Source organism: Nocardia carnea (assembly GCF_029868325.1).
In the GTDB taxonomy this organism is placed as follows: domain Bacteria; phylum Actinomycetota; class Actinomycetes; order Mycobacteriales; family Mycobacteriaceae; genus Nocardia; species Nocardia carnea_C.
This window is the reverse complement of sequence record NZ_JARWNW010000096.1, coordinates 65,612-77,866: the sequence shown is the minus strand read 5'-3', so window position 1 is coordinate 77,866 and position 12,255 is coordinate 65,612. Positions and strand designations below refer to the sequence as shown.

General features: G+C 66.7%; 14 protein-coding genes and 1 riboswitch. Of the genes, 8 read left to right on the top strand and 6 right to left on the bottom strand.

Going from position 1 to position 12,255, the window contains the following annotated elements:
* Positions 1-285: 285 nt before the first annotated feature.
* Complete coding sequence (gene fgd, locus QH196_RS06455) at positions 286-1,296, bottom strand: glucose-6-phosphate dehydrogenase (coenzyme-F420) (protein ID WP_280414827.1); 1,011 nt, start codon at positions 1,294-1,296, stop codon at positions 286-288.
* A 204-nt stretch (positions 1,297-1,500) separates the two neighbouring features.
* On the opposite strand from fgd, the gene QH196_RS06450 reads away from it, so the two are divergent.
* Positions 1,501-2,277, top strand: a complete 777-nt coding sequence (locus QH196_RS06450; protein ID WP_280414853.1) for an HAD-IIA family hydrolase — start codon at positions 1,501-1,503, stop codon at positions 2,275-2,277.
* Between the two features lie 47 nt (positions 2,278-2,324).
* Here QH196_RS06450 and QH196_RS06445 read toward each other — a convergent pair whose 3' ends face one another.
* From QH196_RS06445 to QH196_RS06435, 3 genes are all read right to left on the bottom strand, one after another.
* A complete protein-coding gene (locus QH196_RS06445) occupies positions 2,325-3,539 on the bottom strand; it encodes an O-succinylhomoserine sulfhydrylase (protein WP_280414826.1) in 1,215 nt (404 codons plus the stop codon).
* A complete protein-coding gene (locus QH196_RS06440; RefSeq protein WP_280414825.1) occupies positions 3,536-3,952 on the bottom strand; it encodes a rhodanese-like domain-containing protein in 417 nt (138 codons plus the stop codon). Before QH196_RS06440 ends, QH196_RS06445 begins: the two co-directional genes overlap by 4 nt.
* 16 nt (positions 3,953-3,968) lie before the next feature.
* Positions 3,969-4,081: riboswitch (SAM riboswitch) on the bottom strand.
* Between the two features lie 64 nt (positions 4,082-4,145).
* Entirely contained in the window at positions 4,146-4,616 is a 471-nt protein-coding gene (locus tag QH196_RS06435) for an Rv0361 family membrane protein (protein WP_280414824.1), read from the bottom strand.
* A 225-nt stretch (positions 4,617-4,841) separates the two neighbouring features.
* Here QH196_RS06435 and QH196_RS06430 point away from each other — a divergent pair, with 225 nt between their 5' ends.
* Both QH196_RS06430 and QH196_RS06425 read left to right on the top strand, forming a co-directional pair.
* Positions 4,842-6,230: an FAD-dependent oxidoreductase gene (locus QH196_RS06430; RefSeq protein WP_280414823.1), complete on the top strand. Its 1,389-nt coding sequence runs from the start codon at positions 4,842-4,844 to the stop codon at positions 6,228-6,230.
* A gap of 72 nt (positions 6,231-6,302) precedes the next feature.
* The gene (locus tag QH196_RS06425; RefSeq protein WP_280414822.1) at positions 6,303-7,187 is read left to right on the top strand and encodes an amidohydrolase family protein; all 885 of its coding nucleotides are present in this window, start codon (positions 6,303-6,305) and stop codon (positions 7,185-7,187) included.
* Between the two features lie 155 nt (positions 7,188-7,342).
* Here the strand turns inward: QH196_RS06425 and QH196_RS06420 are convergent, their stop codons facing one another.
* On the bottom strand, positions 7,343-7,822 hold the full coding sequence (locus tag QH196_RS06420; RefSeq protein WP_280414821.1) for a DUF456 domain-containing protein: 480 nt from the start codon (positions 7,820-7,822) through the stop codon (positions 7,343-7,345).
* 148 nt (positions 7,823-7,970) lie between these two features.
* Here QH196_RS06420 and QH196_RS06415 point away from each other — a divergent pair, with 148 nt between their 5' ends.
* Positions 7,971-8,777 (top strand): MOSC domain-containing protein, encoded by an 807-nt coding sequence (locus QH196_RS06415; protein WP_280414820.1) that lies wholly within the window; start codon positions 7,971-7,973, stop codon positions 8,775-8,777.
* Positions 8,778-8,958: 181 nt separating this feature from the next.
* On the opposite strand, the gene QH196_RS06410 is transcribed toward QH196_RS06415, so the two are convergent.
* Entirely contained in the window at positions 8,959-9,504 is a 546-nt protein-coding gene (locus tag QH196_RS06410) for a PadR family transcriptional regulator (RefSeq protein WP_280414819.1), read from the bottom strand.
* 47 nt (positions 9,505-9,551) lie between these two features.
* Between QH196_RS06410 and QH196_RS06405 the strand changes: the two genes are divergently transcribed.
* The 4 genes from QH196_RS06405 (at position 9,552) to QH196_RS06390 (ending at position 12,235) form a co-directional block, all read left to right on the top strand.
* Entirely contained in the window at positions 9,552-10,118 is a 567-nt protein-coding gene (locus QH196_RS06405) for a peptide deformylase (RefSeq protein ID WP_280414818.1), read from the top strand.
* Positions 10,119-10,225: 107 nt separating this feature from the next.
* A complete protein-coding gene (locus QH196_RS06400; RefSeq protein ID WP_280414817.1) occupies positions 10,226-11,155 on the top strand; it encodes an ABC transporter ATP-binding protein in 930 nt (309 codons plus the stop codon).
* Complete coding sequence (locus QH196_RS06395) at positions 11,152-12,003, top strand: ABC transporter permease (protein WP_280414816.1); 852 nt, start codon at positions 11,152-11,154, stop codon at positions 12,001-12,003. The genes QH196_RS06400 and QH196_RS06395 overlap by 4 nt, the downstream gene beginning before the upstream one ends.
* Positions 11,993-12,235 carry a helix-turn-helix transcriptional regulator gene (locus QH196_RS06390; protein ID WP_280414815.1) on the top strand — a complete coding sequence of 81 codons (243 nt, stop codon included), beginning with the start codon at positions 11,993-11,995 and terminating at the stop codon, positions 12,233-12,235. Before QH196_RS06395 ends, QH196_RS06390 begins: the two co-directional genes overlap by 11 nt.
* Positions 12,236-12,255 lie beyond the last annotated feature (20 nt).

Sequence of the window (12,255 nt, the reverse complement as noted above, 5' to 3'; positions counted from 1 at the left end):
AACGAGCCCCTCCGGGTGAGCGGAACGACCCCCCTGGGTGACCTGACGTGACCCGCATATTGTCCCGAGTTCGCCGGACATCGACCACCCGGACCAGCCGCAACCGCTGCGCGGTGCCTGCTCGCCCACCCTGCGCGCCCCCGCTGCGCCATATCGCAGAACCCCGTTCTACGCTCCGCGGTCACCTGCTGAGTGTCCCGCACGGGTGCAGCGGCGGCGCATCGGCGCGCAGAACATCCCGGCCCGGCTCACCACCGGACCGGGTGTACCGCCGGTCGGCGCAGGTCAGCCGAGTTTGCGCAGGCGCGGTGCCAGGTCACGCTGGAACAGGTCCAGGAACCGGCGCTGGTCGTGTCCGGGGGCGTGGAAGACCAGGTGGTTCAGGCCCGCGTCCAGATACGGCTTGATCAGCTCGACCGCCTGGTCCGGATCGCTGGCGACGATCCAGCGTTTGGCGATCTGCTCGATCGGCAGCGCGTCGGCCGCCTCCTCCATTTCGATCGGGTCGGTGATGCTGTGCTTCTGTTCCGCGGTCAGCGACAGCGGCGCCCAGAAACGGGTGTTCTCCAGTGCGAGGTCGGGGTCGGTGTCGTAGGAGATCTTGATTTCGATCATCCGGTCGATCGTGCTCACCTCCCGGTCCACCTTCGCCGCGCCCTCGGCCACCGCCGGCATCAATTTCTCGGTGTACAGGTCCATGCCCTTGCCGGAAGTGCAGATGAATCCGTCGCCGGCCCGGCCCGCGTACCGGGCCACCACCGGGCCACCGGCCGCGATGTAGACCGGGATCCCGCCTTCGGGCACGTCGTAGATCGAGGCGCCGACCGTCCGGTAGTAGGTGCCGTCGAAATCGGTGCGCGCGCCCGTCCACAGCGCCCGCATCAGATCCACCGATTCGCGCAGCCGGGCGAACCGTTCTTTGAACTCCGGCCATTCCCCGGCGTACCCGGTGGCGATCTCGTTCAGTGCCTCGCCGGTGCCCACGCCCAGCATCACCCGGCCGGGGTACAGGCAGCCCATCGTCGCGAAGGCCTGCGCGATCACCGCGGGGTTGTACCGGAAGGTCGGGGTGAGCACCGAGGTGCCCAGCATGATCCGCTCGGTGCGCTCACCCGCGGCCGCCATCCAGGCCAGCGAGAACGGCGCATGCCCGCCCTTGTGCCGCCACGGCTGGAAATGGTCGCTCACCGTCGCGCTGTCGAGGCCGTGTTCCTCGGCCAGCACCGCCAGCTCCACCAGTTCCCGTGGTCCGAATTGTTCCGCCGACGCCTTGTATCCGAGCTTCAGCTCACCCATATGCGCCACTCCTGTCGCGTTGTGTTCGCCACCGTTTCCGGCCCGGATTCGACCATAGCCAGCGCCGCGGAGGACTGCGCCCGGTGGTCCGGCTCAGCGGGCCCGCACGGCGGGTTCCGGGCGCGGCATACCCATCGGCGGCGCTGCGAAGCGCAGAATTGACGGGTGAGTACCGACGAACCGATTCTGTCCTACCTCACCGATATGGACGGGGTACTGGTGCGCGAGGAGCACTTGGTGCCCGGCGCCGACGAATTCCTCGCCGAATTGCGGGCCGAGCAGATCCCGTTCCTGGTGCTGACCAATAATTCGATCCGCACCCCTCGCGATCTGCAGGCGCGCCTACGCCAGAACGGGCTCGATATCCCGGAGCAGTCGATCTGGACCTCCGCGCTGGCCACCGCCAGTTTCCTGAACGAGCAGCGGCCGGGTGGCACCGCCTACGTGGTGGGCGAATCGGGCCTGACCACCGCGCTGCACGAAATCGGCTATGTGCTCACCGACGTCGATCCGGACTATGTGGTGCTCGGCGAGACCCGCACGTACTCGTTCGAGGCGATCACCACCGCCATCCGGCTGGTGGAGCGCGGTGCCCGTTTCATCGCCACCAACCCCGACGCCACCGGCCCTTCGCGCGACGGCGTACTGCCTGCCACCGGCTCGGTGGCCGCGTTGATCACCCGCGCCACCGGCCGCGACCCGTACTACATCGGCAAACCGAACCCGCTGATGATGCGGTCCGCGTTACGCCGTATCGACGCACATTCGCAAAGCAGCGTGATGATCGGCGACCGGATGGACACCGACGTCATCTCCGGGATGGAGGCCGGTATGCGCACCATCCTGGTCACCACCGGTATCTCCACCCGGCACTCGATCGAGCACTACCCCTACCGCCCCACCATGGTCCTGGATTCGGTAGCCGACCTGGTCGGACGAGTAAGAACCCCCTTTACCGAACCCGCCCCGAAACAGATCTGATTCCGTACGCCCTGCTCGCCCGGCCCCGATACCGCCGTATACCCCGATCAGCGCAGCGCGTGGTCCAGATCGCCCAGCAGGTCCTCGATATCTTCGAGCCCCACCGAAAGCCGCACAACCCCGTCCGACAGTCCGATACCCGCCCGTCCCTCCGGCCCCATCGCCCGGTGGGTGGTGGTCGCCGGATGGGTGATCAGCGATTTCGCGTCGCCGAGATTGTTGGAGATATCGATGATCCGCAACCCGTTGAGCACTTCGAAGGCGCGTTTCTTGGCGGCGTCCGCGGCGGCTTTCAGTTCGAAGGTCACCACGGTGCCGCCGCCGCTCATCTGGTCGGTGGCCAGTTTGTACTGCGGATGCGTTTCCAGGAACGGGTAGCGCACCCAGCTCACCGCGGGATGTTCGTCGAGGTAGCGCGCGATCCGCAGCGCCGATTCGGTCGACTGCCGGACTCGCAGCGGCATGGTTTCCAGGCCCTTGAGCAGCGTCCACGCGTTGAACGGGCTGAGTGCCGGACCGGTGTGCCGCATAAGCGTTTTGACGGGGCCTTCGATGTAGTCCTGCGATCCGAGGATCACACCGCCCAGCACGCGGCCTTGGCCGTCGATATGTTTGGTGCCCGAGTAAACGATCACATCGGCGCCGAGTTCGAATCCGCGCTGCAGCAGCGGGGTGGCGAAAACGTTGTCCAGCACCACCTTCGCACCGGCCGCATGGGCGAGATCGCAGACTTTGCGCACGTCGACCAGCGTCTGCATCGGGTTGGCCGGGGTTTCGAAGAACACCGCGGCGGTGGGTTCGGACAGTGCCGCCTCCCACTGGTCGAGGTCCTCACCGTCGACGAAAACCGTTTCGATACCCCAGCGCGGCAGGATCTCGTTGCACACGACGAAACAGGATCCGAACAGGCTGCGCGCGGCCACCAGCCGGTCGCCGGCGCGCAGCAGGGCACCGAGCGCGACGAATACCGCCGCCATACCGCTGGCGGTGGCGAAACACGCTTCGGCGCCGTCGAGCAGCCGCATCCGTTCCTGGAAGGTGGCCACGGTGGGGTTGCCGTAGCGGGAGTACACGTAATGCGGGGAATCACCGGTGAACGCGGCCTCGGCGGCCTCGGCGCTGGCGTAGACGAACCCCGAGTTCAGGTACAGGGCCTCGGAGGTCTCCTCGAAACCTGATCGGTTCAGGCCGCCGCGTACGCCGAGCGTGGCCGGGCCGACACCGTCGGGTAGGACGCGTTCGAACGCGCCGCCGCTGATCACGACTGCCGCCAGGGCAGGCCCAGGGCCCGCCAGCCGGCGCCGCCGCGATGCCCGAATTCGTCCAGCGGGCCTTCGAAGCCGTCGGATATGTTGTAGGACGGTGCGATACCGGCAGCGGTCGCGATATCGGCGGCATGCGCCGAGCGCTGCCCCGAGCGACACAGGAACAGCACCGGGGCGTCGGCGGGGCGGTCGCCCAGTGCCGTACGCAGCTGGTCCAGGAACCCGGTGTTGCGGGCGCCGCTGGAATCGACCCATTCCACCAGCAGCGTCGGTTTGGCGACGGAACTGGTGTCGGGGACACCGACGAATTTCCATTCGGCTTCGGTGCGCACGTCCACCAGGACGGCGTCCGGGTTCTCGGCCAGCAGTTCCCAGGCCTGCTGCGGACCGATATCGCCTGCGTAACTCAACGTGGTACCTCCTGCGAATCCGCACTTGCCGCATCCGTTCGATGCGCGCCAGGTCGTCACCCGGAGCACCCCACCGCGGAGGAGGGTTGCCGACCAGCGAGCCGGGGCTTGGCGCTGGTACTCATGACCTAGTCAATGAGATTGCCCGGCACGGCCCGGCCGTGTCAAACCCCGGTTGACGTCCGGGCCGAAGTCATTCGACCGGCTGGTTGCACACTTTCCAGTCGCCGTCGGTCCGGAACAACCACCAGGTGGATGTCGCTTCCTGATCTTCGACGCGGCTCGTCACCTCGATGGTCGCGTTCTCGCCGTTGATCTCTATCGGCCCGAACTTCGTGATCTCGATATCTTTTCCGGTCTCACCGGGTTGCAGCCGTCCCGCCATCGGGGAGCGCGCCGGGACGAAGCCGGGACATACCGCTTCCTCCGGTGGCTCCGGCCCGTAGCGGCTGCTCACTTGGGCGAACTCGCGGACCGCCCCGGCGATCCGGTCGGAATCTGTGACATTTTTCTCAACCGGCGCCAGCCAGCCGGTGAGCACGATGCCGCCCAGGATCACGGCCGCGATCGCCGCGGCCACGACGAACGGCGTGATCGCGCGCTGTGGTGGGGTGTCCTCCGGGTCGGTGGGCGCCGGTTCGTCGGTGGGTCCGGAATCGCTCATACCGATGATCATCCCTGGTCCCGGGATCGGTGGTGTGCCCGCACCCCGATAGAATCGCGAGTGACCGCGGGTGGACGGCACAGCAGTCGCCGCGGGGACGTGGGAAGACCTAGTGCCGGCCGACCGGTACGGCGCGATGACGGCGCATACAAGCCACGCGTCAACTTAGCCTAAGCTAAGTACAACGCCAGTGATTCTTTCGACCGATAAGGGTGCGCGAAACAGATGACCGAGCAGAAGGAAGCGAATCGCCCGCTTCGGATCGCGATCGTGGGGGCTGGTCCGGCGGGTATCTACGCCGCTGATGCGTTGATGAAGTCGGATGCCGAGGTTTCGATCGACCTGTTCGAGCGGATGCCCGCCCCGTTCGGGCTGATCCGCTACGGTGTCGCGCCCGATCATCCGCGAATCAAGGGCATCGTCACCGCGCTGCACAAGGTGCTGGACAAGGAGCAGGTGCGCCTGCTCGGCAATATCGATTACGGCACCGATATCACGCTGTCGGATCTGCGGCGTTTCTACGATGCGGTGATCTTCTCCACCGGCGCCAACGCCGACCGGGCGTTGCCCATCCCGGGCATCGATCTGGACGGCTCTTACGGTGCGGCCGATTTCGTGTCCTGGTACGACGGGCACCCGGATGTGCCGCGCGTATGGCCGCTGGACGCGGAGAAGGTCGCGGTGCTCGGGGTGGGCAATGTGGCACTGGATGTGGCGCGGGTGCTGGCCAAAACCGGTGACGAACTGCTGCCGACCGAGATCCCGCCGAATGTCTACGCCGGGCTGAAGGAGAACAAGGCCGTCGAGGTGCACGTCTTCGGGCGCCGCGGTCCCGCGCAGGCCAAGTTCACCCCGCTCGAGCTGCGAGAGCTGGATCATTCGCCGACGATCGAGGTCATCGTCGATCCGGAGGACATCGACTACGACGAGGGCTCCGAGGCCGCGCGGCGGCATTCCAAGCAGGTCGATATGGTCGCCAACACCCTCGAACAGTGGGCTATCCGGGATCAGGGCAACCGCCCGCACAAGCTGTTCCTGCATTTCTTCGAATCGCCCTCGGAGATCGTGGGGGAGGACGGCAAGGTCGTGGGGCTGCGCACCGAACGCACCCAGCTCGACGGCACCGGCAACGTGAAGGGCACCGGGAACTTCCGCGATTGGGATGTCCAGGCGGTCTACCGGGCCGTCGGATACCTGTCGCAGAACATCTCGGAGTTGCCGTTCGACGATCAGGCCGGGGTCATCCCGAACGAGGCCGGTCGCGTGCTGGTCGACGAGGACGCCGACGGTTCCGCGCGGTACATGCCGGGTACGTATGTGACCGGCTGGATCAAGCGTGGCCCGGTCGGGCTGATCGGTCACACGAAGGGCGATGCCAACGAGACGGTGGCCTGCCTGCTGGACGACAGCAAGAACTTCGCCGCGGCCGAGAGCCCGGAGCTCGATGCGGTGACCGATTTCCTGGAGAGCCGCGGGATCCCGTTCACGACGTGGGCGGGCTGGTACCGGCTGGACGCGCACGAACGTTCGCTGGGCGAGCCCGAAGGCCGGGAACGGGTCAAGGTCGTCGAACGTGAAGATATGCTGCGCGCCAGCGAACCCCACAAGGTGTAATTCTCTCGAGCCCGCTCCGGGCAGTACTTCCCGGAGCGGGCACCACCACGACATATCAGGCATTCTGTATCCGTGTTCGATGCCCATGTGCACATCATCGATCCGCGATTTCCGCTGATCGAGAACGAGGGCTACCTACCGGAGCCGTACACCATTGCCGACTACCGGCGCCGGATGTCGCGGTTCGAGGTCGCCGGTGGCGCGGTGGTCAGCGCCTCCTTCCAGGCCAACGACCAGAGCTACCTGCGGGCCGCGCTGGCCGAACTCGGGCCGGGCTGGGTCGGGGTCACCCGGCTCGACCTGGACGCCTCCGATTCGGAAATCCTCGACCTGCACGAGGCCGGCGTGCGGGCGGTGCGGTTCAACCTCAAACGCGCCGCCACCGATATCGCCGGAATGACCCGGCAAGCCCTGCGTGCGCACGAACTCGTGGGCTGGCATGTGGAGATCTACGTCGACGGCCAGATGCTGGCTTCCCTGCAGCCGGTGATCCTGAAACTACCGAAGGTATCCGTCGATCACCTCGGAATGTCCGAGGAAGGACTGTCCTACCTGCTCGACCTGGTCGACCGGGGCGCCCGAGTGAAGGCGACCGGTTTCGGGCGGGTCGATATGGATGTAGCGACCGCCCTGCGCCGGATTCACGCGGTGAACCCCGAAGCGCTCATGTTCGGCAGCGACCTGCCCGGCACCCGCGCCGGCCGTCCCTTCCGGGAAGCCGATGTGGAGCTGATCAGCGATGTGGTCGGCACCGATATGCACGCCGTCATCGAAGACAACGCCCGCGCGTTCTACGGTCTGCCGCCCATCGACCGCACCCCCGAGGACCCCACCCCCACGCTGCCCCTGTCCATCCCACCCCAGCGGGATATCGACCGCCGCCCCGCCACCGACGGCACCACCCGCCCCCTCCCCATTCTCGGTCCGCGACCGGGAAGATTCTCGGGTCCGCACTGACCGGCGAAGGCCGTTGTCCGGGTGTTCCGGCGTAGACGGCCCCCCGGCCCGCATCCCTGGCCCACATCCGCGGTTCGGGCCCGTCTCGTTCTGGAGCGGAGGAGTGAAGAACGAGACCTATGGGGCCCCGAACCCCGCGCCGCCGGAGGCGGCGCCTATATTACAGCCCCGATCACCCAGACCCCGGTCGCGAGCAGGGCGCCCAGCAACTCCACCAGAATCGACAGCCCCACCCCCTTGATCGCATGCTTGCTCGACGCCCACGCCTGCCGGTTGTCGGGCATCCGGGCCATTTCCGAGAGGTACACCCCCACAACGAAACCCACGAACAGGCCGACCACCGGGATTACGAAGAACCCCACGATCCCGGCGAGCCCACCAAGCAGCAGGGTCCGGTTGGGGATCCCCGCCTCCTTCAGATTCTTGCCGGGCCACGTGTATTTCACCACCCCCGAGATCACCAGCAGCAGGGTGCTGATCCCCAGCACCACCCATGCCACGGTCCCACCGGTGAGGAATGCCCACACCGCGACCGCCGCGAAGATCAGGATCACCCCCGGCAGAATCGGTACCACGATACCGACCAGGCCGACCAGAATCACCAGGCCGACGATGATTTCACCCCATACGCTCACGTCACCAACGTAGCCCGAGTCCGGACAGCGTGCCGGGCCGCGGAAAGCGTGCACGCCGCGGGACCGGTGCGGGTGGGTCGATACACTCACAGCTGCGTGACGATCGAGCCCGGGCAGCGGGTAACCGAGTAGAGGAGGTCGACAGCTGGTGCAGGTCACAACTCTGCGCAGGTACCCGGTGAAATCCATGCTCGGCGAGGACGTACCGGAACTCGTGGTCGACGAACGCGGCGCACTCGGTGACCGGGCGCTGGCTGTGATCGATACGGCCACCGGCCGGGTCGCCACCGCCAAACAGCCACGGTTGTGGCGGCAGCTGCTGCAATGCTCCGCCACCGGAGCCCCGGGCCGGGTGCGTATCACCTTGCCGGACGGGCGCACGACCGGGATCGATTCGGGCGACGCCGCCCGATGGTTGAGCGAACTCTTGGACCGCGAAGTCCACCTCGCCGACCGGCGTCTCGACGGCGCCGAAATGGAAAGAGCCGACCCCGAAGAGGTGCTGGCCCAGGGGGTCGATGCGGCGTCGAACTACGTAACCGGGCCCGTGGCCGGCGCCACTCCGGGAACTTCCTTCGTCGACTACGCTCCGCTGCACGTGATCACCACCGCCACCCTCGACCGGCTCGATATCGAGGCCGTGCGATACCGCCCGAACCTGATCGTCACGACACCACCGGAATTCCCGCCGTTCGGTGAAAACGGCTGGGTAGGCAAGGAATTGTCCATCGGCGAGGTGCGGTTGTCGGCCATCACGGCTACCCCCCGTTGCGCGGTGCCGACCTTGGAGCACGGTGACCTTCCCCGCTCACCCGAGGCGGTCCGCCGCCCGATGGCCGAGAACCGGGTCGATGTCGCCATCCCGGGGCGCGGTGCGCTGCCCTGCGCCGGGGTGTATCTGACAGTGCTGCAGGGCGGCACCATCAGCACTGGAGACCGGCTGGTGATCGGCTAGATCCGTCGCGTTCGCCGGCCTGGATGCAGGCGAGTGCGTCGAGCAGCCATCGCGCCTTGCCGCTGGTGTACCAGGCGTGGGGGCCGGTGCTGCCACACGGAATACGCGGCGCACCCGCTGCGCTGCTTACCGGTGTGCTCGAAGAGCGGTACGTCGGGGACATCGACCGGTTGCCCGCGGTTCAGCGGGGGACGGTGAGTTTGTCTATATCGGCGAGTACGCGTTCGTGCCAGTCTATTTCGGACTGGATCCGCAAGCGGGCGTGTTCGACGATCAGGTCGTCGGCGATGTTCTGGTCCGGCCAGCGGCGGTCGAGTTGGTGTTCGATGCGGGAGCCGCGGGCGCGCAGGGCGGCGATCCGGTCTTCGAGGTAGCCGCGCAGCAGTTCGCGGTCGAGGTCGGTGCTGACGGCGAGGGCCAGATCGACGGGGTCCGGGCGCAGGTCGACTTCGGTGAAGGCTTCGTCGCGCAGTGCGCGCAGTTCGCGGTGGCCTTCGTCGGTGATCTCGTAGACGGTGCGTGCGGGCAGGGCGCCCTGCTGTTCGGTGCGCAGGGGGCGGATGAGTCCTTCGTCGGCCATGCGATGCAGGGCGCCGTAGAGCGAGCCGGGTTTGACGTGCGACCACAGGTCGGCGCGGTCCAGGCGGGCGTCCCGCCGGATCTGGTGGCCGTGCATCGGCCCCCGGCGGGAGAGTGCGGCCAGGACGAACAACCGGGTTTCGTTCACCAGGCCAGTCTGACACGACTACTCGTATTTGAGTACTCTTCGGTGGTATGACTGTCCGACCGATTCTGATCGCCGGTGACCCGCGCCTGGTCACCCCGGCAACCCCGGTAACCGTGTTCGACGACGAGCTGGCTGCCTTCGTCGAGGACCTTTTCGAAACCAATACCGCCGCCAACGGTGCGGGTCTGGCTGCGAACCAGGTCGGCGACCCCCGCGCGGTTTTCGTTTACGACCTCGTGGACGCCGACGGCCGGCACCGCGGTCATGTGGTGAATCCGGTTCTGGAAACGTCCGAGGTCCCGGAAACCATGCCCGATCCGGACGATCTGGAAGGTTGCCTCTCGGTGCCGGGGGAGTGGTTTCCGACCGGGCGTGCCCACCGGGCTCAGGTCACCGGCGTCGATATCGAAGGCAAGCCCGTGTCCGTCGAAGGTACGGGTTACCTGGCGCGCTGCCTACAGCACGAAACCGATCATCTCGCCGGTCGCCTCTATCTGGACCGTTTGCTCGGCCGCAACCGCCGCGAGGCCCGCCGCATGATCAAACAGCGGCGGTGGACCGAACCGGGCCGCAGTTGGCTTCCGGGAGTCGACCCCGGAATGGACGAGGGCTGAGGAGTTCCGAAGCGCTCTTTCCGTGCCGAACAGGTGGTGGAGTATTGCCGTGCCAATATGTAGTACGTATGCTACATATTGTCGAAGTTCGGCAATTGGGAGGTCTCATGGCTTCGGGTGACGGTGTAGTACTCGATGTCCGCGCGCTGCGAATGCGCTACGACACCACCGACGTACTGCGTGATGTGACATTCCAGGCGCGGCGCGGGGAGGTCCTGGTGATGCTCGGACCCAACGGGGCGGGTAAGACCACCACGCTCGAGATCCTGGAGGGATTCCGCGCACGTTCGGCGGGGGAGGTGCGTGTCCTGGGTGTCGACCCGGCACACGGCGACGAAGCCTGGCGGGCGCGAGTCGGAGTGGTGTTGCAATCCTGGCGCGACCATGCCAAATGGCGGGTGCGGGAACTACTCGCGCATCTCGGCACCTACTACCGGCCCTACTCGGACAGCCGAACCCGGAAGCCGTGGGATACCGGTGAACTCATCGAATTGGTGGGGCTCACCGAACATGCGGGTGCCAAGATCGCCACCCTGTCCGGTGGGCAGCGGCGGCGGCTGGATGTGGCGATCGGGATCGTCGGCCGGCCGGAATTGCTGTTCATGGACGAACCGACGGCCGGTTTCGATCCCGCGGCCCGGCGCGATTTCCACGATCTCGTACACCGTCTCGCCGATCTCGAGGACACCACGGTGCTGCTCACCACCCACGACCTCGACGAAGCGGAAAAGCTCGCCGACCGGATCCTGATCCTGGCCGGTGGGCGGATCATCGCCGACGGTTCGGCAGAAGAACTGTCGCGCAGTATCGCCGGCGAAGCCGAGGTGCGCTGGACCGTGGGCGATCAGCGCTTCGTGCACACCACCACCGAATCCACGAAATATGTGCACGAACTGTTCAAACAGCACGGCGACCGGATCGGTGATCTGGAGGTCCGCCGGGCGTCGCTGGAAGACACCTATATGACGCTGGTCCGCCGCCACGAATCCGGGGAGCCGGGGGCAGCGGTGCACACTCTCGCGGAGGTCACCCGATGAACCCCACCGCCACCGCCGTACGCGGCGGTTTCGCGCGCGCCTGGATCGAACTGCGGCAGATGTACCTCAACGCACCCGAACTGGCCGGGCAGTTCCTGACCCCCGCCCTGGCCCTGTGTGCGCTCTACCTGCTGCGCAACCGGGAGTACGCGGACAGCGCAATGTCGATCGCCGAACTCGCGCTACCCGGCCTGATCGGGAGCATCATCGCCTTCAACGGCCTGTTCGCGATCACCAATGTGCTGGTGCTCGACCGCGAGGACGGCACACTTCTGCGTGCCAAGGCGATCCCGAACGGCATGGTCGGATACTTCGTCGGCAAGATCACCACCGCGGCGGGATCGGTTCTCGTGCAGGTGCTCGTGGTGCTCGTGGCCGGCATGCTGATCATCGGCGGATCGTCCCTGGACGGCCCCGGGGCTTGGCTGACGTTCGTTTGGATCGTACTGCTCGGCCTGCTCGCCACCCTGCCGGCCGGTGCGATCCTCGGCGGCGTCCTCGAAGGGCCACGCGCGACCTTCTTGCTGACCATGCCGCTGATGGGTCTCATCGCGATCTCCGGCATCTTCTACCCGATCACGGCGCTGCCCGGCTGGTTGCAGGCCGTGGCCCAGGCCTTCCCGATGTATTGGGCGGGTCTCGGTATGCGGTCGGCACTTCTGCCGCCCGAAACGGTATCCATCGAGATCGACCGGTCCTGGCGGCATCTCGAAACCGCCGCGGTACTGGGGGCATGGGCCGTCGTGGGTCTGCTCATCGCGCCGGTAGTGTTGCGACGCATGGCGCGTCACGAATCAGGGTCGAGTATGGCCGCTCGCCGCGAGAAGGCGATGCAGCGTGCCTTCTGAGGTCATCTACAACCGGATCGCGATGCTGCGCGCCGAGCGCGGTATCTCGCGGCGGCAGCTGGCCGAGGCGCTGGGTGTCCACTATCAGACCGTCGGCTATCTGGAACGCGGCGAATACAGTCCCAGCCTGCACCTGGCGTTGCGGATCGCGGCGTATTTCGAGGTGGCGGTGGAGGTCGTGTTCTCCACCGAACCGTTTCCGCGGCTCGGTTCGGGCAGCGAGACCGCCTGAGCTGCTTCCCCGGCCGGGCG

Bases quoted from the DNA above. Each gene is read 5' to 3' on its own strand.
- QH196_RS06450 (WP_280414853.1), top strand. From the start codon at position 1,501: ATGGACGGGGTACTGGTGCGCGAGGAGCACTTGGTGCCCGGCGCCGAC.
- QH196_RS06400 (WP_280414817.1), top strand. From the start codon at position 10,226: ATGGCTTCGGGTGACGGTGTAGTACTCGATGTCCGCGCGCTGCGAATG.
- QH196_RS06395 (WP_280414816.1), top strand. From the start codon at position 11,152: ATGAACCCCACCGCCACCGCCGTACGCGGCGGTTTCGCGCGCGCCTGG.
- QH196_RS06435 (WP_280414824.1), bottom strand. From the start codon at position 4,616: ATGAGCGATTCCGGACCCACCGACGAACCGGCGCCCACCGACCCGGAG.
- QH196_RS06430 (WP_280414823.1), top strand. From the start codon at position 4,842: ATGACCGAGCAGAAGGAAGCGAATCGCCCGCTTCGGATCGCGATCGTG.
- QH196_RS06405 (WP_280414818.1), top strand. From the start codon at position 9,552: ATGACTGTCCGACCGATTCTGATCGCCGGTGACCCGCGCCTGGTCACC.
- fgd (WP_280414827.1), bottom strand. From the start codon at position 1,296: ATGGGTGAGCTGAAGCTCGGATACAAGGCGTCGGCGGAACAATTCGGA.